The organism is Kocuria sp. UBA1838 (assembly GCF_002338785.1).
GTDB lineage: Bacteria > Actinomycetota > Actinomycetes > Actinomycetales > Micrococcaceae > Kocuria > Kocuria marina.
In genome coordinates, this window is sequence record NZ_DDIY01000015.1 from 78111 (window position 1) to 98182 (window position 20072).

Genomic DNA, 20072 nt, shown 5'->3' on the forward strand with positions numbered 1-20072 from the left:
CCTTGTGTCGTCAGTGAGTTCGGGAGCCGATCCGTCAGAACCCCAGGTCCAGGACCGCGAGTCCGGGGAACACCGCGAACATCACGCTCAACGGCAGGATGAAGAACACGACCGGGACGAGCATCGCGATCTCTTTCTTGCCGGCGATCTCCATCAGGACCCGTTTGTCGTGGTCCCGCACGTCCTGAGCTTGGGCTCGCAGCACGTCAGCGAGCGGGGTGCCCCGTTCGATGGCGACGACGATGCCGTCCACGAACCTGCCCAGCGCCACGACGTCGGTGCGCGCCGAGAAGTCCTGCAGCGCCGTCGTCAATCCGGACCCGGCGCGCGTCTGGGCGAGCACCGCTCGGAATTCCCCGACCAACTCGCCCTCCGCGACCCGGCACACCCGTTCGAGCGCGCCCACGGTGCTTTCCCCGGCGCCTACCGCGAGCGCCATGAGCTCTGCCACGGCGGGGAACTCGGCGAGCATGCGCTTCTCCCGGCGCTGGATACTGCGGCTCAAGAGGTAGTTACGCAGCCATACACCGGTCCCCGCGCCGAGGACGGCACCCACGGCGAGGATCGCGATGTTCACGTCCGCCCGCAGCACCAGGGCCATTCCGATCACGCTGCCCACGACCGCTCCGGCCACACCGAAGAGCACCTGTTCGGCGCGGTAGTCCATGACATCCTTACGGGAACCGTCCCGCACGAGTCGTCGGGCGAGGACGTCCGCGTTGGAGAACAGGGGCGCTGCGCGCTGAAGGATCCAGTGCATGAGGGCGTTGCCCGCCGCACCCGTCAGGGACTGGCCGCGGGAGCGCCGTGAGCGCCAGGGGTAGTCCCCGAGTCCGGCGGAGAGCTCCGCGGCACGCAGTTGCGGGGCGATCCGGTCCGCGAAGCTGGGCGCTCCCACGGCCTTGGCCGCGGCAAGGATGAGCCACAGTCCCAGCGAGAGGACGAGTCCGAGCACCCCGGACAGCACGGTGAGGTTCATCGCAGCACTCTCCGCTCGGTGGGTAAGGCGCCCAGGCGCAGCATGAGCTGGTACGCCAGCACCGAGATCGCGAGCCCACCCAGGAGCACGGCGGCGCCGGTGGCCGTGTTGTAGGCGCGGACCGCTGCGGGTTGGGTGGCCATGAGCGCGAGGATGAGCCACGGTGCCGCCACGGACAGCCGAGCGGCGTTCACGGTCCAGGACTGCCGGGCTTCCAGTTCACTGCGGGTTCGTTCGTTCTCCCGCAGGAACTCGGACAGGGTGCCCAGCAACTTCCCCAGATCGGTGCCGCCCACCTCGCGGGTCACGCGCAGCGCCTCCACGATGTTGTCCGCCACGGGATCGGCGAGCCGCTGCTTGAGCATGGTCAGCGACCCGTGGAGCTGACCGCTAGCACGGTAGTCGGCCGCGAACTGGGCGAACGCGGGTCGCAGGGGTTCCGGTCCCCGGTACTGCAGTTGCATCAGGGCTTCGGGCAGGCCCATCCCCGCGCGGATCGCGGAGCGCACGTGGTCCACGACGTCGGGCCAGACCTCGCGCAGGACGGCCGTGCGACGTCGTGCGCGCCGTTTGACGAGCCACAGCGGGAGGCACAGTGTCACGAGGAAGACGCACAGGCCGAACACCGCGGCGGACGTCAGCGCCAGGATCAACACCCCCGCCACCAGGGCGAGAAGCAGGCTCAGCCCGATGAACGCCGCGGGTGACAGGCCCGGGAGATCCGCCCGTAACAACAGGGTGGGGAGGTAGCCTGCCCGCGCGTGTTTGGTCCGCGCGGCGGGTGGCCGGGTCCAGCACGACCACCACACGAGGAACACCCCGGTTCCCAGCAGTACTCCGAACAACGCACTCATGGGTCTCGCCGCCCCGTTCGCGACGCGTCGTCCGCGGGCGTGGCGTTGCGGCTGGCATCGTCGGACGCGGTACTCGCCGGAGCGTCGTCGTGAATCAGCGACGCCGGAGAATAACCCGCGCGCGTGAACTTGTGGGCCGAGGGCAGCTCCGAGGCCACCGCGCGCAGGGCACCGTCCTGTAAACGGAAGATCGGGTACGTCTCGATGACGCCGTTCTCCACCCGGTTACCGATGCCCAGGATCTCGGCGACGTACCGGTGACCCGAGGGCGCGCGGTGACAATGGACGACCAGGTCGAAGCACGAGGCCACGGTGGGTACCACGAACGCGCTACTGATGTTCTCGCCCGCGAGCAGCGGCAGGGTGCAGATCTTGGTCACGGCATCGCGGGCAGAATTGGCGTGCAGCGAGCACATCCCCGGCAGCCCGGCATTCAGCGCGATGAGCATGTCCAGGCTCTCGGCCTCGCGCACCTCCCCCACGACCAACCGGTCCGGGCGCATGCGCAGCGCTTCCTTCACGAGCCGGCGCAGCGGGATCTCGCCCGTGCCCTCGAGGTTCGCTTGGCGGCACTGCATGCCGACGACGTCGCGCAGCGCCACCTTCAGCTCGAAGACCTCCTCGACCGTGATCACCCTCTCCCGCGGGCCGATCGCCGCGCACAAGCAGTTGAGCAGGGTGGTCTTCCCGGCCTGGGTGGCCCCCGACACCAGGATGTTCAACCCGGCATCCACCGCCGCATGCAGGAACTGCGCGGCCTGGGTGGTGAGCGAGCCCAACCCCACCAGATCCTCCAGGCGGCGGGCCCGTGCCACGAACTTGCGGATGTTCACCGCCCAATGCGCCCGGGTGACGTCCGGGATCACCACGTGCAACCGGGAACCGTCCGGCAGGGAGGCGTCCACGAACGGGGAACTCAGATCCAGGCGGCGCCCCGACGACTTGAGCATGCGCTCCACGAGGGTGCGCACGTGTGACTCGCTCAGCACGAGACTCGTCAGCTCGGATTCGCCGTCGCGGGCGATGTAGATCTCGGTCGGGCCGTTGATCCAGATCTCCTCGACCTCGGGATCATCCAGGAACGGCTGCAACGGACCGTACCCGGCCACCAGGTCCAGCACCGTCTTACGGGCAGCCTCAAGGTCCTGCACCCGCGGCAACCCCGCACGCGCCGAACGCACGTCGTACTCCGCCACCACAGCGGCCACGATCTGACGGGTGGGCTCCACCTCATGCAACGGATCCAACCCGCTGCGCCGGATCTGCTCACGCACATCCGCCTCGATCAACCCGATCGCGTCCTCGGCGACCCCTACGGCCATGACTCCCCCTGGGATTCCCCCGAACCCGTTACCGGCTGGTCAACTCTGCAGGGAACGCTAGGGGAAATCGCAGCTGATCGACACGACACGGCACCCGGTCTGTGGATAATCCCGCTGACGTGCACCGATGAACCCGGCCATGGGCGTCATGTTTCGACCCACTATGCAACTGCATCGAGTGTGATCGGCATCACGACCAATGGGGCAGGACTCGCTAGTCCGGCCGAGCTGGTCGCCGTGACGTGACTGAGAGACTTGGACCTCTGCAGCACGAGCTCCGTGCGGGGCCAACGGCGCAAGTTGAGAATGAGCGTGCGCTCCGGCCGCCTTACGATGACGCCACCGATGGAAGGAGGGAAGAGTGGCCAAGCACCTGTTTCTGCCTAAGACCCACCCCCTCTCTCGCTTTTCTCGACGAAACAGGCTCGATCTCCCGAGACGGATTCTTCGCTGTCGGCCTTCTCCTTCACCCGGGCCTCCCCGGGTTCTGCGCAGCATGCAGAAGTACCGAGACCGAACCCATGACTACGGCAAGTTCCACCTCACGGATCTCACCCAGGGCGCCCTCAATACTTACGAGGGCTTCGTGGACACCGTCTTGGCCGACAGCGACTTCCGTTTCTTCTGTTGCGTCGCTGCTCGAGATCCTGCCGACCCGGTGGCACGGTTCGCAGATCCGTGGACGGCCTACCTGAAGTTGTTCGAACGGTTACTCATAGGGGCGATCCGACCGGGATAAATAACGTCTCACAGCGGGACTCGCCGGTTCCCGGTCGCCCAAGGCCCTGCTCGCAGACCATGTCGCTCAACGATGTGGTGTGCCCGATTTCTTGACCGAGAGGAAGACTGCGTGCCTCGGCTTGAGGATGTATGACCATGCCTCTCGGCCCGGCATCGCTGGGCCCGATGTCGGGGAGTAAAATGACTATGTACCGGGTGAGGGCCTCTGGCCTATAGCCCGGTATTTTCTTGCTGTGCGGAACCCGGCCCAGCGGCGTTGTACCCGGACGAGTACCCCGACGATGGCGCCTCCACAGGCCGACCCAGCGGCGAGGTGTGGCGGAAGGCGCGCACCGAGCGGCGCTCGCCGTGGGCGGCGTCGGGCTCCCAGGGCTTCTCGGTCTCCGAGATGGCGATGTGCCGGGCGATGCGGGTGAGCTTGACCTCCTCCGCACGGCGGTGCTGCGCTGTGGTGTACTGCGTGACCATGAACAGCACCACGAGCGCGTAGAGCACCAGGTCCGTACCACGGCCGATGCCCAGGAACCGCGCGACGCTCGTGACGAGGTCCGGGACCAGGATCGAGATGGCCGCGAAGACGAAGAACGCGACGGCCGCGAGCCGGCGGATCGCCTGGTGCTTGGCGTTGGCCCCGCCGCGCACGAGCGTGAGCGCACCGTACGCCACGGCGAGGATGAGGACGATCTGGACCACGATGGTCATGTGGGGGCTCCCGCTACTTCACGAACAGTTCGGTCAGGATGTTCACACCGTTGAGCAGAGACTGGCCCTTGCCCTTGGAATACTCCGTGTAGATGATCTCCACCGGGTGCTCGACCCACCGGGGCTGGATCTGCGCGAACTGGTTGACGATCTCGGAGGCGTGGGCCATGCGGTTCTGTTTGAGGTGGATCTTGCCCAGGGTCCCCCGGTCGATGGCCCGCAACCCGTTGTGGGCGTCGGAGAGGTCCATCCCGCTCGTGAACTTGGACACGAACGCCGCGGTGCGCAATACGAAGCGTTTTAGCGGTGAGACCTGCGTGCGGTCGTCCAGGAACCGGGAGCCCAGGACCACCTCGGCCTCACCGGAGCGGATGCGCTGAACCATGTCGTACGCGTCGATCACCCGGTGCTGGCCGTCGGAGTCAAACGTGACCACGCAGTCCATCTCCGGGTCTTGCAAGGCGTACTCGAAACCCGTCTGCAGGGCGGCACCCTGACCGAGGTTGATGGGGTGCTGGACCACCACGGCGCCGGCCTCGCGGCAGATCCGTGCGGAGTCGTCACGGGAGCCGTCGTCCACGCACACCACGTGCGGGAACGTCCGGCGGAGGTTCTCCAGGACCTCCCCCACCACCTGGGCCTCGTTGTACACGGGCATCACAATCCACGCTCGACTCACCCGACCATTGTTCCATAGCGCGACCGAGCCACCGGCGTGCCGGCGCCATCCCAGCAGTGCGTCTGCGGGGATCGTCGCTGGCGTCTCCGACTTCCCCGGCGGGCGGGCGCCGCCCGATTGCACCCTGTGGGGTGTGCACGAGCCCCCGCCAGCCCCGTCCACTAAACTTCCCACGTACCCCGCCCCGTTGACATCTGGAGTCATGGATCCCTTGAGCTGGCCAGAAGCACTTCCCCCGTACGCTCTCGTAGCACTCCTCGTGGTCCTCCCCGGCACGCTGCTCAGCGTGGCCCTGGGGTTGCGGGGGCTCGCCCGATGGGCGTCGGTGGTGCCGCTCTCCGTGGCCGGCTTCTCCGTCTCCGCCGTCATCTTCGGTTTCGCGGGCGTGCCGTGGAACCCACTCACGGCGTCCGCGGCGTTCGTGGTCGCGGCCGTTGTCCTGTGGCTCGTGCTGTGGCCCTCACGACGCCGCCGCACCGGTCCGTGGGCCGGGACCGTCCCGCTGCGGGAACGGATCACTAGCCCCGCCGTGGCCGTGGTGTGCGGTGCGGTGCTGGGGATCGGGATCGTGGTGCAGCGACTGCACCTGATCATGCAGCGCCCCGATGCCATCTCTCAGACCTACGACGCGAACTTCCACTACAACGCGGTGCGCTACATCGAGGACACCGGATCCGCGTCCTCCCTGACCCTGGGTGGGTTGGGCGTCGTGGAACCGAGCTTCTACCCGGCGGCGTGGCACAACACAGTGGCGTTCGTGGCCCAGGTCGCCGACCTGCCCGTGGCGCTCACGGCGAATGCCATGACCATGATCGTGTGCGGCATGGTGTGGGTGCTGGGGAGCCTGTACTTCACCACCCGGCTGCTGGGTTCGCGTCCCGCCGTGGCGGTGGCCACGGGGCTGATGGCATCCAGTTTCCCCGCGTTCCCGTACCTGCTGAGCTTCTACGGCAACCTGTACCCCAACACGCTCTCCATCGCCATGCTGCCCCTGTGGCTGGGTCTGCTCGCGGATGCCCTGGGGTTGTCCCGGGAGCCCTACCTGCGCTCGAAACTCGCCCTGTGGCTGACCCTGCTCGCGGTCACCGGCGCCATGGGTCTCGCCCACCCCTCCACCGTGGTGGTGGGTCTCGCGCTGCTGTGGATCATGCTCGTGACCGCGTGGTGGCGCACGGTGCGCCGGACCCGCCCGTGGTGGATCAAGGTCCTCGGGGCCGTGGGTCTCGTGGCGATGCCCGCGGTGCTGCAGCAGATCTGGTTCGCCGCGCGCGCCTCCCAGACCGCGTCCTCGTGGCGGCCCCACGTCACCGAGGCGCAGGCCCTGGGTGAGGCCCTCGCGACCGTGCACCCGGACGCCCCCCACCTGCCGTGGGTCCTGGTCCTGCTGGTCCTCGTGGGCGCGGGGAGCCTGCTGCGCCACACCTCCCGCTGGGTGGTGGGAGCATGGTTGTTCCTCGTGTGGCTCTACGTCCTGGTGGCCGCCTCGCGGGACTACTCCTTCCGCTACGACTGGACCGGTGTCTGGTACAACGACTCCCACCGGATCCTGGCGTTGATCCCCGTGGTCGCGGTGCCGCTCGCCACCGCGGGTGCCGTGGCGATCCTGCGCTGGATCGTCTCCCACGTGCGCCAGGCCCTCGGTCGGGCCGCGCGCAGCCGCCGGGCCTCCCCCGCCGTGCGGGACACCGCCGCCCGGATCAGGCCCGTGGTGCGTTCCCGCGGCGCGGCCGTGGTGGGCGGGGTGCTCGCCGTGATCGTCGGGTGGCTGCTGATCCAGACGCAACCCATGACCGACATCGTGGAGTACGGCAAGACGGAGTACGCGAGCGGGGTCGACTACCAGTTGCTCACCCCGGAGGAGCTGCAGCTGCTGCACGAGCTGCCCGAGTACGTTCCCCCGGGAGCCACGGTGTACGGCAATCCCCTGACCGGGACCTCCCAGGCCTACTCGGTCGCGGACGTGGACGTGCTGATTCCGCACAACGGCCTGATCGCGGACAAGGACGTCTCCACGATCGTCCACCACCTGGACGAGCTCACGACCGATCCCGCGGTGTGCCCCGCGCTGCGCCGCCACCACGTCCAGTTCGTCCTGGACTTCGGCACGCAACAGGTCAACCCGTTCGCGTACTTCGACACGACCGGCTACTCCGAGCTCACACCCGAGAACGGGTTCGAGTTGATCGCCCAGACCGGTCCCGAGGCCAAGCTGTACGAGATCACCGGTTGCGACTGAGCGGCCCTCCGGCACACGACGACGCCGCCGCGAGACAGGAAATCTCGCGGCGGCGGCGTCGTCCGAAGGTCGGGAAGCGGGGGCGGGCTCAGCCGGCCAGGGGCCCGTCCAGGTCCGGGTCGTACTGGGGCACGAACTCCTCGCCACGCTCGGCGGCCTCGCGTGCCTGCCACTCGCGCTTGCGGCGCTTGTCCTCGAGGGCGCGCGCGAGGCCTTCCGCGTGCTCGCGGCGCACCTCCTCCTCGGGCTGGTTGCGCATGTAGGCGACGGCGCCGTAGACGTTGCCGTCGAAGACCTTGTTGCCGTGGTCCATCACGATCCCGCGTTCGCAGATGTCCATCACGAGGTTGAGGTCGTGGGAGACCACCACGAGGGTCTTGCCCCGGCGCACGAGGTCCTTGATCCGACCGATGCATTTCTTCTGGAACGGCTCGTCCCCCACGGAGAGGATCTCGTCCACCAGGAAGACCTCGGGGTCGGTGTGGATGGCTACGGAGAACGCGAGGCGCAAGTACATGCCGGAGCTGTAGAACTTGACCTCGGTGTCGATGAACTCGGCGATCTCGGAAAAGGCCACGATGTCGTCGAACTTGGCGTCGATCTCCGCCTTGTCCATCCCCAGGATGGCGCCGTTGAGGTAGACGTTGTCGCGGCCCGTGAGATCCGGGTGGAACCCCGCGCCCACCTCGATGAGCCCCGCCACGCGCTCCCGCGTGAGCACCTCCCCCGAGTCCGGGTTCATGACCCCGGAGATCATCTTCAGGGTCGTGGACTTGCCCGAACCGTTGAAGCCCAGCAGGGCCACGGTCTCACCGTCGTAGACGTCGAACGAGACGTCGTTGAGTGCCGTGAACTTGGCCGTGAGGTCCCCCTTGCGGCCCTTCACGAGCCACACGAAGGCCTCCTTCATGGAGCGGGTGTGGCGCAGCACGAACTCCTTGGTCATGTGCCTGACCCGGATGGCGACGTCCGCCTCGGTGCGCCCGGGGGTGTGCGGGGTGACTGAACTAGACATGATTCACAGCTCCTGCGCGAAGTTGCCCTCTTGGGACCGGAAGAGCCGGTCCGCGATCACGAAGAGGATCAGGCTGGTGACGATGGCCAACGGGGTCCAGCCCGTCATCAGGTGGGGCGGGACGTGCCAGATCTGCGGGTTATCCGTGGTGGGGAACCAGAACCCGTAGTGGAACAGTTCCACGGCCACCGTGAGGGGGTTGACCATGTAGACGTAGTACACCCAGTCCCACAGCTTCTCCCGCACCATGGTCCACATGTAGAGCACGGGCGAGGCCCACGTGGAGACCATGACGATCAGGTCCACGATGTTCTCCGCGTCCCGGAAGAACACGTTGAACGTGGTGAACAACATGCCCAGGGCCAGGGAGAACAGGGCGATGATCAGCGTCCCCACGACCACGGCCAGCAATTGTTTGAGGCCCGGGCGCCACCCGGTCACGAGACACGCGAGCAGCAGGATGGCCAATTGCGGGACGAAGTGGATGAACGCGACCAGCAGGTTGGACACCGGGAACAACTGCCGTGGCAGGTAGATCTTCTTGAGCAGACCGCCGTTGGCCACCACCGAACGCGATGCGTTGCCGAAGACCTCACCGAACAGGTTCATCACCACGATCCCGGAGAACAGGTAGACCGCGAAGTTCTCGATCCCCCGGTTCAGGTCCAGGAACACGCCCATGGCGATGTAGAACACCAGGAACTGCACGCCCGGCTTGAGGTAGGACCACAACAGACCCAGCACCGTGCCGCGGTACCTGATCTGGATCTCCTTGTCCACGATCAGCTTGAGCAGGAACCTGTTGGCGAACACGTCCCGCAGGCCGCGGTCCTGCCCCGGAGGCCGCAACTGCGTCGCGGGGGGTTGCATTTCCATCTGCCGTCCTTTCCTCGCACGGGCCGTTGTGCGCCGTGACCGGATACACGCCGACGCCGCACGCGGAAGTCTGCGTGCGGCGTCGTGCAGGGGCCAAATTACTGTGCGGGGCCGTTCTCCGCAAAAGTCCGCGCCCACGCGTCCACCGAGGTGATCTCCGGGAGGGCGGCGCGGTACTGCTCGCTCAGCGCGTCCCACCGGGAGAGCAACTCGGCGTGGAGCTTGACGCTCTCCACCATGAGCTCACGGACCTGAGCGGGATCCCGGCGGTACCAGGACGCCCCGGTGCCGTCCGCGTTGGAGACGATCGCCGAGTCCAGGGACGCCAGGTAGGACCAGTGGCTGTCCATGTGCGCCACGCTGGCCTCCGGGTACTCCTTGGCCATGTCCCGCACGGGGCGCAGCGTCTGCTTCAGCACGGTGCGCACCGCCCACGGGATCAGCTGCGCCTTGGTCGGAGACTTGGGAGCCCCCATGGTGCGCGGGGGCTTCTTGCGCCGGACCGGCGGCAGAGTGGCCGGGTCCTTGACCACGCGCGCGTCCGAGTACTCGTCCTTCATGGCGCGGATCTCGGGCATGCGGGTGGGCAGCATGGCGTGCAGCCCGTCCGGGCCGTCCAGGACGTCCTGGATCGCGAGCAACACGGACTTGGCCGGGTAGTACTGCATGGACACCACGTGCTTGGTATCCGTGGTCAGGGACTCGCGCAGCATCCGCCCACCCTTGGCGAACGGCGAGTGCAGCAGGGCCGCGATCAGGCGGTTGCGTTCGTGGAAGTACGCCTGCCAGTCCACGGCGTCGTCCTTGTCCGCCCACGACACGTGCCACACGGCCGCACCCGGCAGGGAGATGGTCGGGTAGCCGGCGGCCTTGGCGCGCAGCGAGTACTCGGAGTCGTCCCACTTGATGAACACGGGTAGGGACAGCCCGATGTCCTCGAGGACCACGCGCGGGATCAAACACATCCACCAGCCGTTGTAGTCGGCGTCCCAGCGCCGGTGCAGCTGGGGGCGCGAACGCAGACCGCGCTCGGCGAAGTCCACGCCACCCAGGCCGTCGATGGGACCCCACAAGAACCGGTAGGGGTTCACGACCTCCGCGTACGCGTTGAGCAGGGGCTTGTTGTACATGTCGAACATGTGCCCGCCCACGATGGACGGGGTGTGGCACATGTCCGCGAACGCGGTCGCCCGCAGCACGCCCTCGGACTCGAGCAGGATGTCGTCGTCCAGGATCAGGACGTAGTCGGACTTCTCCACGCCGTTCGGGGTGTCCCGGCCGCGCACGACCTCGTACATGTTCCGGGCGAAACCACCGGAACCGCCCATGTTCCCCTGCCGGATCATCCGCAGCTTCCCGCGCATGGCCTTCTCGGCCTGCGGGAAATCGGGTTCGTCCTGGACCAGCTTGTTACCCTGGTCCACGATGATCAGCTCGTCGAGGACCTCGTCCAGGCCGTCCGCCTCGGCAATGGTCTTGATCGTGTTGACGCAGTAGTCCGGGCGGTTGAACGTCGTCACACCCAGGGTCACCCGACCCACCGGGCGGCCATGGGACGGCACGAGCCAGGACGCCGCGTCCAGGACCATGCCCTCCTCGTCCGCGATCAGGTCGAACCAGTACCAGCCACCGTCACCGAACGGGGCCAGCGTGAGCTCGAACTCGCACGTGGTGCTCCCGCTGACCCGACGGTCCTCGACGCGCTGCGCGACCCCGCGAGCATTCGTGCGGTACACGATGAGCGATCCGGCACCCGTAGTGCGCACACGCAGCACCACGGACTCGGCCACGGTCCAGCGGCGCCAGTAGGACGCCGGGAACGCGTTGAAGTAGGAGCCGAACGAGACGCGTCGCCCGGCCCGGATCCGCACCGAACGGCGCGAGAGGATGTCGTCCGGGTGCTGGTTGGCGGTGTCGGCGCCGGCCGAGGACGGGCCGTCCCGGTTGATGGGACCGTCGATGTACAGCGGCAGGGCGTCCAAGTCCTTGTTCGCGGGGAACACGACCCGGGCTACCTCCCGCAGGTCCTTCGCCGTGCTGGGCTCCGTGTTGATCTTGGCCAGGTACTCCTGGTCATCCGGGGTCTGCGGTTCGGGCTGGCTGGCCTGTTCCACGCGTTCGCTGCTCACTCGTCCACTCCTCCGCTGCTCAGGGGCGCACCGGAGGTGAAATGCGGTGCGATCTTGTTGTCCACCATGGACAATGCCGAGCCGATGGCCATGTGCATGTCCAGGTACTTGTAGGTGCCTAGGCGGCCGCCGAACAACACCGACGACTCCTCCTTGGCCAGATCCCGGTACGCGAGCAGCTTCTCGCGGTCCGCCTGCGTGTTCACGGGGTAGTAGGGCTCGTCACCCTTCTCGGCGAAACGCGAGAACTCTCGCATGATCACGGTCGCGTCCTTGGTGTAATCACGCTCCGGGTGGAAGTGGCGGAACTCGTGGATGCGCGTGAACGGGACGTCCTCGTCCGGGTAGTTCATCACCGAGGTGCCCTGGAAGTCCTCGATGTCCAGGACCTCCTCCTCCAGATCGATCGTGCGCCACGAGAGGTCGCCCTGGGCGTAGTCGAAGTACCGGTCCACCGGGCCCGTGTAGACCACGGGGACCTGGCCCACCACGTTCGACTTGGAGAACTCCTGGGAGTCGTCGAAGAAGTCGGTGTCCAGGCGCACGTCGATGTTCGGATGGTCCGCCATGCGCTCGAGCCACGCGGTGTACCCGTCCACGGGCAGGCCCTCGTGGGTGTCGTTGAAGTAGCGGTTGTCGTACGTGTAGCGCACGGGCAGCCGGGAGATGATGGACGCGGGCAGGTCCTTCGGATCGGTCTGCCACTGCTTGCCGGTGTAGTGCTTGATGAACGCCTCGTACAGCGGGCGCCCGATCAGCTGGATGCCCTTGTCGTTGAGGTTCTGCGGATCCGTGCCCGCCAGTTCACCGGCCTGCTCGCGGATCAGATCGCGCGCCTCCCCCGGGGAGTACGCCGCGCGGAAGAACTGGTTGATCGTGCCCAGGTTGATGGGCATGGGGAACACCTCCCCCTTGTGCCGGGTGTACACCCGGTGCACGTAGTTCGTGAACGCGGTGAAGCGGTTCACGTACTCCCACACGCGCTCGTTCGAGGTGTGGAACAGGTGGGCCCCGTAGCGGTGCACCTCGATCCCGGTCCGCTCCTCGTTCTCGCTGTAGGCGTTGCCGCCCAGGTGGGAACGCCGGTCGATCATGGTGACCCTCAGACCCATTTCTCGCGCCGCTCGTTCCGCCACGGTCAAACCGAACAGACCCGAGCCCACGACCACCAGATCAGTGTTCATGTGTTTCTCCTAGCATCTTCCGCGATTCATGCACGGACATCGTCTGGCCTAAAAATACCGGACACCACCCCGTGCGCCCTGTGTGACCCACGCAGCGCCGCGCCTCGTGAGCGCCGTCACACGGCGGCGTCGTGCGCGGGGTGCGACGCCGCTCGGCCGCTTCGGCGACGGCGCCGCAGCTCCGAGCACGGCGGGGTTCACGCACCGCCGCACCGGGATGACAGCGCGGCGCGCGCTCCGCGTTCAGCGGGCGTCCCGGGTGAAGCCGCTGAGCACCCACGCGGCGGCGGCTCGCCCCGACGCCGCGAGCGACGCGTTCTCGCGGGCCCACGTCCGACGGCGCTCACGCGCGCCCTCGCGCTCACCCGAGCGGGCGTCGTCGAGCGCGCGTTCCATGGCGTCCGCGACCGCCTCGGGGGTGAACTCCACGGGCGTTCCCAACCGGTTCTCGGACACGAGGCGGGCACCCGCGCCCACCCCGGCGTAGATGGACGGTGTGCCGCACGCGGCGGCCGCGTAGAGCTTGGTGGGCTTGGAGAAGTCGTACCCGGTGTGCGGGATGACGGAGGCGAGGGCGGCCACGGCACCCCGCAGGAACGCCGCGGTGCGCGCCGGGGGCTGCACGCCGTGGAACACGACGTTGTCCGGGGCCAGCCGCGCGGCGACCCCCTGGACGCGGGTGAGGTCCGACCCGCGCCCCAGGACGTGCAGGGTCACCCCGGGGTGGCGCGGCAGGATCCGGGCGAGCGCCTCGATGAAGATGTCCATACCCTGCCATTCGGACACGGACCCCGCGTACACGAAATACGGTCCGTCCCACGGTTCGGCGGGGCCGTCCGCGGTGAAGGTGTCGGTGTCGATCCCGTTCTCGGCGAGGAACATCTTGTCCCGCCCGACCCCGGTCACGCGGCGCAGTTCCTCGCCCATCGACTCGGACACCGTGATCACACCGCCGGCGCGCCGGGCGGACACGGTCTCCGCGACGCGCATCAGCTGCGTCACCACCGAGGGGACGTCCATGTTCAGGGTCGCGGAGGTCCACACGTCCGGGTTGTACCAGATGTACGGACGACGCCGCAGTGCACTCGACAGCCACACCGCGAGTCCCGTGGTGGGGGGTGGTTCGCTCACCACGATGTCCGCGTCCATGGTGAGGAGGCGGGCGAAGGCCTGGACGTCGAAACTCAGGTACTGGGCCACACCGCGGACGTAATCCTCGCTGTCCCGCAGAACGGGGACCCGCACGATGCGGTACGGCTCGTCCACCGTGGCCGCAGCCATGGCGCGGGGCGGGTTCGTGGTCAGGACCGTGACGTCGGCCCCCTCGGCGGCGAAGCCCCTGGCCAGGGCGGCCAGACGGAAGGACGCGGCCGCCGGTTCGGGGAGGAAGATTCGGCTGACGATGACAACCTTGCGGGGTCTCATGGCCTTTACTGTCTCATGATTCACGCCCCAATCCGGACCGCGTCCACGGCGCGTGCATGGGCGTTCGGTGGGAAGATCGGCCCGCGGTGAGCCCACTGCACGAGCGAGCCCTTGTACTCCCCCGCGCCGCGCGGATCCACACGGCGGGACGTGTCCTCGCCGCGGGCGGTCACCGGCGGGTGAAGTGCTGTCATGCAGTTGAGTCTCCGGATCACGTGGGCCGGTTCTGGCGTGGTCCACACCGCGCACCTCACCGCCGCATCGGGTGCGCGCGGGGCGGACCTGCGCGCCGAACTCGCCCGACTCCTGGGGACGCCGTGCACCGCCGTGGTCTCGGGCGTCGATCTCGCGGCCGCGCGCGTGGGCACCCCGCCCCTGACGGATGGTGCCACGGTGGTCCTGACCCCGGAGGCACGGACCCTCGACGACGCGGACGTGCCGGCCGGGCCCGCTCAGGCCTCGACGCCGGGTCCCCCATCCCCGGTCGAGCCGCTCGCGGATCCACAGGAGACCGCGTATCTCGTGGCCGTGGAGGGCGTCGGGGTGGGAACGCGCCTCCCGCTGGCCCGCGGAACGCATCAGCTCGGCCTCACGCCCCACGAGCCACGATTGCTCCCCGCGTCGCAGCTACGGAAAGATCCCGCCCACCCGACCCTGATCATGGATGACGTGGGCCTGCGGGTGCTCCCGGGAGGCGCAGCACTGCGGCACGGCGACCGGGTCCGCGTGCGGGCGGACGGTCGCGCGTGCACCCTGCGGGTCTCGTTCCCCCCGGCGCACACCGAGGACCTGGCCTGGCCGGATCCGGCGGTGCCCCCGGCAGGATTCACCGCCCAGGAGGCGGATCCGGCCCACCCCTTGCGTGTGGACTCCCCCGCGGTCGGGAAGTCCCGGATCGCCCTGATCACGGGTCTGCTCCCCCTCCTGGCCGGGATCGGTATCGCGGTGGTCACCCACTGGTGGTTCTTCCTGGTCTTCAGTGCCCTTGGTGCGGTCACGTCCGCGGTGGGTTGGTTCGGCGAGTGCGGCGCGCGGCGCGATCATCGACGTCGCCTGGCCGCGGCACTCCAACGGGACCTGCGCCGCTGTGAGAAGGCGGCGCCGTCGGCTGCGGAGATCGTGGCGCGCGGCCGGGCGGTGCGCAGCCCGTCCCGGAGTGACGGCGGCGGACCCCGCCCGGCCACCGCACTGTCCCATGACGCGACAACGCCCGGACGGATCGGCGCCCCTGCTGAGCGGACACGTCGGTGGGTCCGGCTGGGTCACGCGGCACGGTCCGCGCACATCGTCGGTGACCGTGCGACGGCGCCTCGCGCGGCATTCCACTCCCACGCTCCCGTGTTACTGGATCTGGCGGGGATCGGCAGCCTGACCCTGGTTCTCGACCGGGAACGCGCGGAGGGTGTTCTCCATGCCCTGGCCGTGCAGTTGTTCACGGGGCCCGCGGCGCTCGCCGCATTGCGCGTGTCCCCGGGCATCACGTGGCGCCCGCCCGTGGCCCACGATCTGCTCGCAGCACCCCGCGAGAATCCCACGGCCTCTTCACCGGACCGGGACGTCGCGTTGGAGGTCGTGACACCGGCGTGGGCCGCCACCGCGCCGGCCACGCCCGGGACGCTTCGCATCATCATGACGGCAGACCCGGAGGGTGCCCCCGGGGACACCGTCGTCACCGCGGGACCGGACGGCCTGCGGCTCAGCAGCCGAGTGGTCCATGCCGTTCCGGGGCTTGCGGAGACCGGGCTCGGGACGCACCTCGCGTTCACGCCGGACACCGTGACCTTCGACACCGCAGAGGCGGCGATCCGCGCGTGGCGACGAGCCGCGGGAGGCGCTCACGGTGGGCCACTGCCTCGCCGCGTGGGCTCGCACGAGCTGGTGGCCGCGCACCTCGGTCCGACCTCCACCTCGCTCGTCGGCACGTGCCGTGGCGGGTCCGCCGCTCGTCCCCAGCCCGCGACGTCGAACGCAGCGCTGGCCGCGGTGTTCGGCGTGTCATCCGCGGGGCCGGAGGACGTCCGGCTCGACGACGAGAACCCGCACCTGCTCGTCGCGGGCACCACGGGATGCGGGAAGTCGGAAGTGCTGCGCACCCTCGTCACGGGGCTCGCACACGCATTCCCACCCGAGCGCCTGGAATTCGTGTTCATCGACTTCAAGGGCGGGGCGGCCCTGGCCCCACTGACGGGGCTACCGCACGTCACGACCCTGCTCACGGACCTGGGACCCGACGAGGTCCGCCGCGCCCTGGCCTTCCTACGCTCCGAGGTGCAGCGCCGCGAGCGGGTCCTGTGCTCCCTCGGGCTCAATGATATGGCGCAGCTGCTGTGCGCCGCGAGCAGTGCACTTCCCCTACGGGAGCTCGTGGTCGTGGTGGACGAGGCCAGGATGCTCACGGATGCCTTCCCGGATGCGGGGCAACAGCTCGCGGTAATTGCCGCGGTGGGCCGTTCCCTCGGTGTGCACCTCGTGCTCGCGACCCAGCGTCCCCAGGGTGCATTGAGCGCGGACGTGCGCGCCAACATCACCCAGGCACTGTGTCTGCGGGTGCGCAGTGATCAGGAGTCGATGGACGTACTCGGAACCGCCGCGGCGGCCCGCATCGCCCCGGGCATCCCGGGCCGCGGGTTCCTGGACCGCGGGGACGGCCCGCCCGTGGAGGTGCAGGCGGCGGTCCTGACCCGCATGATCCCACCGCGACCCGAGCCCCTGGTGCTTCGTTTCGATCCCGGACCCCTTCCGAGCCCGCCCGCCGCGGGAACCGGGCACGTCCGCCTCACCGCGTCCTCGGAGCGGGAAGCCGGGGTCACGGCCGCGGTGCGCGACGTCTCCCGTGCCTGGCACGGGTATCCGCCGCCCACCTCCACTGATATGGCATCGTCTCGCGTTCCCGCCGACGCCGCTGTCCCACCGCCCCTGCCCCGCCACGTGCCCGCGGTGCGCACCGACGGTGACGAGGTGGATCTGGGTGCCGCGGAGAATCCGGCGGCCCACTGGTGCGGGCGGGTCTCGTGGCACCCGTGGCAGGACGGGCCGCTGTTGCTGATCGGACGCCCCGAGGCCACGCGCAAGGGACTGCGCGATGTGCTGCGGCGCTGCGCCCACATCCGGATCCCGACCGCCACGGACGAGGCACACACGGGGGTGGCGGTGTACGTCCTCACCGCCTCGGGCCAGCCCGTGGAGGGGCTCACCACGGCGGACGGTCGGCCCCTGCACCCCGCTGTCCGCGGCTGTGCCCGTGCGGACCAGCCCGGGGACGTGGCCCACCTGGTGCGACAACTCCATGAGGGGCTCGAGCACGCGTCCACCGTTCCCAGGGATCTCCCGTCACGCGCCGTCCTCGCCGTGGACGACTGGGATCGCTGTTGCCAGGTCCTGCGTGCGAGCACGTGGGCGCATCTGGAGGACGAGCTGGTGTCTCTCATGGCCACGGGTGCGTCCGGCGGGCTGTCCTGCGTGGTCGCGGGGGATCGCGCGCTGGTTGCGGGACGCGCTTCCCACCTCGGCTCCAACCGCTTGTACTTCCCACAAGGACAGAGCAACGATGCCCTCGTGCAGTGGCCCCGCCTGCCCCCGTTCACGCCGCATCCCGAGCGAGCCGCCCTCGCGGGCCCGATGGCCGCCCGCTGCACGCCGTGGGGCGTGGAGGATTCTTCGGGGCACCTCGCGGTCGTCCAGCTCGCCAGGTGGCTCGGACCCGACGCGCCCGCGGTCGCCCACAGTGCCCCGCCCGGACCCACCGTGCCCACGGGCCTCCGGGATGCCCGGCTCGTTCCGCCACGGCCCGATGAACCTGCGGGTGCACTCGCCGCCGCGTCCCAGGATTCCCCGGACGCACGGCGCACCGACGGCCCGACGCACCGGCCGGCGAACCCGTGGCCCACGTCCTTCCCCTTGCCCACCGTGTGGCATGTCCCCGATCGGCCCGTGGCCGGCTTGGTGCTGGGTGTCACGCGGGACGGGCAATGCGCCGTTCACCCGTGGGGTCCCGGTTCGACCCTGATCGTCGCCGGCCCGGCGCGGTCGGGGCGATCCACGTTCCTTGACACCGCCCGTTCCGGGTTGGCTGCACGCGCATCCGGAGACGGCGGGCCTGGACATCTCGTATTCGCCGGCTCCCCCAGCACCGCAGCCGAGGCCGAGGAGCTCCTGCACGCCGCCAGGTCAGCTGATCGGTCGGCCACGATCGTGATCGACGACGCGGACCACCTCACCTCCGATGTCCTCCGGGCACTGGCCACCGCGTGGTCCGCGCATGCTGCCCCGGTCGAGTCCCACCAGGCGGCGGACAGCTCAGCCATCGCCTCGGCCCAGCCCGGGGCACGAATGATCGTGGGCGTGCGCCTCACGGATGCGCTCGCGGGGACCTTTCCCCCGCTACTCGCGTGGCGACAGCACGCGGACACGCTCCTGGTGCGTCCACGGCGGGTGTTCGACGGTGACGTGTTCGGCGTGTCCCTCACGGGCCTTGCGCTGGGCGGGCCGCCCGGCCGCGCGGTCTGGGTGCACCGCGGCCTCGCGGAACCGGTGCAGCTGCCCGCGCCCGCGCAGGCGGTCACTGGGTGAGAGGTACGACGACGCTCGGCCCCGTTCGGCGGGCCACGCCCCGCAACCGTCCGGTCACCCGGGGGCCGTTGCGGTGGACGCCATCACTGCCGGCTCGCGCGAGCATCGGTGCCTGAGGTCCCGGCGTGCTCCGCGGGAGGTCCCGCGAGGTCAGCGAGCGACGTCGTCGTGGGTGCGATGCATCCAGGCGACGGTGCGCGGTGCGAACAAGCACAGGACGGTGACCACCGCGATCGCCGCGACCACGATCCCCCAGAAGCCCACGGTGAGCTGCAGGAAGGACAGTCCGACGATCAACAAGAACGCCTGAGACACCAGGACCGCGGCGCGCGGCCAGCGTAAACCTCGCCAGGTCCCGCGGGCCGCCGCGCCGAGCCACAACGCACCCGCGGCGAGCACCACGGTCGCGAAGATGATCCCCGCGATGGGTAGGACATGCACGGAGAACAGGGAGACGACCAGGCCCACGGCAACCGCGAGCAATGCCGCACCCTCCAACGCCACCAGCACGGTGATCACGGATGCAGTCCAGGGCCGGGAGCTCGCGGCTCCGGGGGCGGTACGACGATCCGGGGCGGCCATGCGGAAAACCTTTCGGCGGGAACGGGAGCACTCCCACTGTAGTGACCGCATCGGCCCGCGGTCGGTGACGGATGCCGGGAACCTGTCCCGTCCGCTGATGCCGGAGGCCGATGCCACCGGTCGGTGCCGACGGCTCATTCGGGAAACCGGTCCTAACACTCGGTCCCGGCCACCGATGCCGGCCGTCGGCCGCGCGGGCAGCGGCCCGAGCAACCGGTCCCACGGGTCCGTCTCATCGGTGGGTCCCAGCCGCCGGTACAGGGGCCGGCCTCGCGCACGGACATCCGGCGGCAATCGTTGCGAGGGGCGCCTTGGGATGTGATATAGCGCTCACACCCTTGTTTACTGTGTGTTTACGTGGGAAAATAATGGGCAGAATCCCCAGGGCCCGACATTCACGGGCCTTTTCTGTGTGTCATTCCCCCCGGAAATCCGCGACGCGGCTCGCTGCCGCATTGCTTGGGATGCGCACGGGCCCGCACCCACGAACCCGAAAGGAGCCGTGCCGTCATGGATTGGCGTAGTCGCGCAGCTTGCCTCGAAAAGGATCCCGAACTGTTCTTCCCGGTGGGCAACACCGGCCCCGCCCTATTGCAGATCGAGGAAGCCAAGGCCGTGTGCCGCACGTGCGAGGTCATGGACACGTGCCTGCAGTGGGCCCTCGAATCCGGTCAGGACGCCGGTGTGTGGGGCGGTATGAGTGAGGACGAACGGCGTGCGTTGAAGCGCCGCGCCGCCCGCGCCCGCCGCGCCTCCTGAGTCCGTTCCCCACGGCGGCC

At 69.0% G+C, this 20072-nt stretch carries 16 protein-coding genes; 4 read left to right on the forward strand and 12 right to left on the reverse strand.

What is annotated here, in order from left to right:
- Positions 1-34: 34 nt before the first annotated feature.
- From B3I25_RS07265 to B3I25_RS07275, 3 genes are read right to left on the reverse strand one after another with little or no spacing between them, the layout of a single operon-like run.
- On the reverse strand, positions 35-979 hold the full coding sequence (locus tag B3I25_RS07265) for a type II secretion system F family protein (RefSeq protein WP_286738446.1): 945 nt from the start codon (positions 977-979) through the stop codon (positions 35-37).
- Complete coding sequence (locus tag B3I25_RS07270; protein WP_193519897.1) at positions 976-1833, reverse strand: type II secretion system F family protein; 858 nt, start codon at positions 1831-1833, stop codon at positions 976-978. Before B3I25_RS07270 ends, B3I25_RS07265 begins: the two co-directional genes overlap by 4 nt.
- Positions 1830-3155, reverse strand: coding sequence for a CpaF family protein (locus tag B3I25_RS07275; protein WP_241180774.1), 1326 nt, complete (start codon positions 3153-3155; stop codon positions 1830-1832). Before B3I25_RS07275 ends, B3I25_RS07270 begins: the two co-directional genes overlap by 4 nt.
- Before the next feature lie 496 nt (positions 3156-3651).
- On the opposite strand from B3I25_RS07275, the gene B3I25_RS07280 reads away from it, so the two are divergent.
- Entirely contained in the window at positions 3652-3894 is a 243-nt protein-coding gene (locus tag B3I25_RS07280) for a hypothetical protein (RefSeq protein ID WP_098053999.1), read from the forward strand.
- 212 nt (positions 3895-4106) lie between these two features.
- Here the strand turns inward: B3I25_RS07280 and B3I25_RS07285 are convergent, their stop codons facing one another.
- Together B3I25_RS07285 and B3I25_RS07290 are read right to left on the reverse strand one after the other, a co-directional pair.
- Positions 4107-4598 (reverse strand): DUF2304 domain-containing protein, encoded by a 492-nt coding sequence (locus B3I25_RS07285; RefSeq protein WP_286738450.1) that lies wholly within the window; start codon positions 4596-4598, stop codon positions 4107-4109.
- 13 nt (positions 4599-4611) lie between these two features.
- Positions 4612-5277 (reverse strand): glycosyltransferase family 2 protein, encoded by a 666-nt coding sequence (locus tag B3I25_RS07290; RefSeq protein ID WP_183085827.1) that lies wholly within the window; start codon positions 5275-5277, stop codon positions 4612-4614.
- A 211-nt stretch (positions 5278-5488) separates the two neighbouring features.
- Between B3I25_RS07290 and B3I25_RS07295 the strand changes: the two genes are divergently transcribed.
- Positions 5489-7513 carry a DUF6541 family protein gene (locus tag B3I25_RS07295; protein ID WP_349676529.1) on the forward strand — a complete coding sequence of 675 codons (2025 nt, stop codon included), beginning with the start codon at positions 5489-5491 and terminating at the stop codon, positions 7511-7513.
- Positions 7514-7601: 88 nt separating this feature from the next.
- Here B3I25_RS07295 and B3I25_RS07300 read toward each other — a convergent pair whose 3' ends face one another.
- From B3I25_RS07300 to B3I25_RS07325, 6 genes are all read right to left on the reverse strand, one after another.
- Positions 7602-8528, reverse strand: coding sequence for an ABC transporter ATP-binding protein (locus tag B3I25_RS07300; protein ID WP_286738452.1), 927 nt, complete (start codon positions 8526-8528; stop codon positions 7602-7604).
- A 3-nt stretch (positions 8529-8531) separates the two neighbouring features.
- A complete protein-coding gene (locus B3I25_RS07305; protein WP_286738453.1) occupies positions 8532-9404 on the reverse strand; it encodes an ABC transporter permease in 873 nt (290 codons plus the stop codon).
- 98 nt (positions 9405-9502) lie between these two features.
- Positions 9503-11533, reverse strand: coding sequence for a glycosyltransferase (locus B3I25_RS07310; RefSeq protein ID WP_286738454.1), 2031 nt, complete (start codon positions 11531-11533; stop codon positions 9503-9505).
- Positions 11530-12717, reverse strand: coding sequence for a UDP-galactopyranose mutase (gene glf / locus B3I25_RS07315; RefSeq protein WP_286738455.1), 1188 nt, complete (start codon positions 12715-12717; stop codon positions 11530-11532). Before glf ends, B3I25_RS07310 begins: the two co-directional genes overlap by 4 nt.
- A 243-nt stretch (positions 12718-12960) precedes the next feature.
- A complete protein-coding gene (locus tag B3I25_RS07320; RefSeq protein ID WP_286738456.1) occupies positions 12961-14142 on the reverse strand; it encodes a glycosyltransferase family 4 protein in 1182 nt (393 codons plus the stop codon).
- 20 nt (positions 14143-14162) lie between these two features.
- Positions 14163-14336 carry a hypothetical protein gene (locus B3I25_RS07325; protein WP_156523378.1) on the reverse strand — a complete coding sequence of 58 codons (174 nt, stop codon included), beginning with the start codon at positions 14334-14336 and terminating at the stop codon, positions 14163-14165.
- On the opposite strand from B3I25_RS07325, the gene B3I25_RS07330 reads away from it, so the two are divergent.
- Positions 14335-18711 (forward strand): FtsK/SpoIIIE domain-containing protein, encoded by a 4377-nt coding sequence (locus B3I25_RS07330; RefSeq protein WP_286738457.1) that lies wholly within the window; start codon positions 14335-14337, stop codon positions 18709-18711. The genes B3I25_RS07325 and B3I25_RS07330 overlap by 2 nt on opposite strands.
- Before the next feature lie 150 nt (positions 18712-18861).
- Here the strand turns inward: B3I25_RS07330 and B3I25_RS07335 are convergent, their stop codons facing one another.
- A complete protein-coding gene (locus B3I25_RS07335; protein WP_206478661.1) occupies positions 18862-19293 on the reverse strand; it encodes a hypothetical protein in 432 nt (143 codons plus the stop codon).
- A gap of 510 nt (positions 19294-19803) precedes the next feature.
- Between B3I25_RS07335 and B3I25_RS07340 the strand changes: the two genes are divergently transcribed.
- The gene (locus tag B3I25_RS07340) at positions 19804-20052 is read left to right on the forward strand and encodes a WhiB family transcriptional regulator (RefSeq protein ID WP_019309413.1); all 249 of its coding nucleotides are present in this window, start codon (positions 19804-19806) and stop codon (positions 20050-20052) included.
- Positions 20053-20072: the final 20 nt, after the last annotated feature.